The sequence below is a fragment of the Moorena sp. SIO3I8 genome, assembly GCF_010692325.1.
Lineage (GTDB): Bacteria > Cyanobacteriota > Cyanobacteriia > Cyanobacteriales > Coleofasciculaceae > Moorena.
Genome location: NZ_JAAHHW010000503.1, coordinates 1 through 1,013, shown reverse-complemented (window position 1 = coordinate 1,013; position 1,013 = coordinate 1). Strand labels below are relative to the sequence as shown.

Here is a 1,013-nt window from a genome sequence, read left to right as displayed (position 1 = left end):
GGTAAAAATAAGCAATCAGTAAGTTAGTAGTGCTTCTTGATCTATCGAGGGGTGTGAACAGCCAATTTATTGACGGTGATACAGACTTTTTGTATTCAAGCAGGGTCTGTGATTGGGTTTTTTGAGCAAACCATCAAAGCATTTGTTTGTAATTCTAAACAAGTGCTTTAATTCCTAACCTTTCAACCTGAATCCTTACTCAAAAACACCATTAGGCAACCAGAAAGGCGATCGCCAACTGCGTACCTTTGGTTAAGGCTCTTTATCGATGGAAAAAACACAGAGTGTTTCAAGGGTAGGCTATGGGATATGTATGATGCCGATTGTCGTGGCAGTACCCAGCATTTGCTGTTGGATAGACAAACCCACCATGGGCGTCTTGAAAAGGTTAGACTTAAACAATAACATTAAACAATAATACTTGTTCTACTTAGCCCAAGACACTATCATGGCACTTTGACCCCAGCAACGGTTTTTGAGCGCACCCGTTGTCCAGGGACAAGGCGATGGGTTCCGCCGACGATGACAAGATCCCCTGGTCGGAGGGTACCGCGAACCAGAATGCGGTTACTCTGTGTCTGCAAAATTTCCACATCCCGCCGTTCGACACTGAAGACGTGAGCTACACCAGAAAGATCCGATTCAGCCAATTCCCCCAAGGCGTAGCAAGACCACAAACCACGTACTCCTTGCACTAGAGCGGTGGTGGGCAGCCAGTAACCAGCAGTAGGAATAGTTTCAGCTAATTTCCACCTCGCTACCTGTCCAGGGGACACTTCCCTTACTGCCAAGGCATCCAGGGTCAGGACAACGGTTAAGGTACGGGTGCTAGAGTCTAGTTCGGGCAGAATTGAGGAAACTCTGGCTGGATAAGTCTTCTGTCCGATTTGCAACGATTGCTGGCTGTTGAGTTGGAGTTGATCAGCGGCGCTTACCGGCACACCAATCCGGGCTTGAATTGCACCATCCTCCACGAGGCGCAGGATGGGCTGACCAGGGGAGACGACGGTTCC

1 protein-coding gene is annotated in these 1,013 nt (G+C 48.5%); it reads right to left on the bottom strand.

Going from position 1 to position 1,013, the window contains the following annotated elements; all coding sequences use genetic code 11:
* Window positions 1-446: 446 nt before the first annotated feature.
* Window positions 447-1,013, bottom strand: a 567-nt coding sequence (locus tag F6K51_RS38215) for an HlyD family efflux transporter periplasmic adaptor subunit (protein WP_293031619.1), incomplete at its 5' end; no start/stop codon positions are given.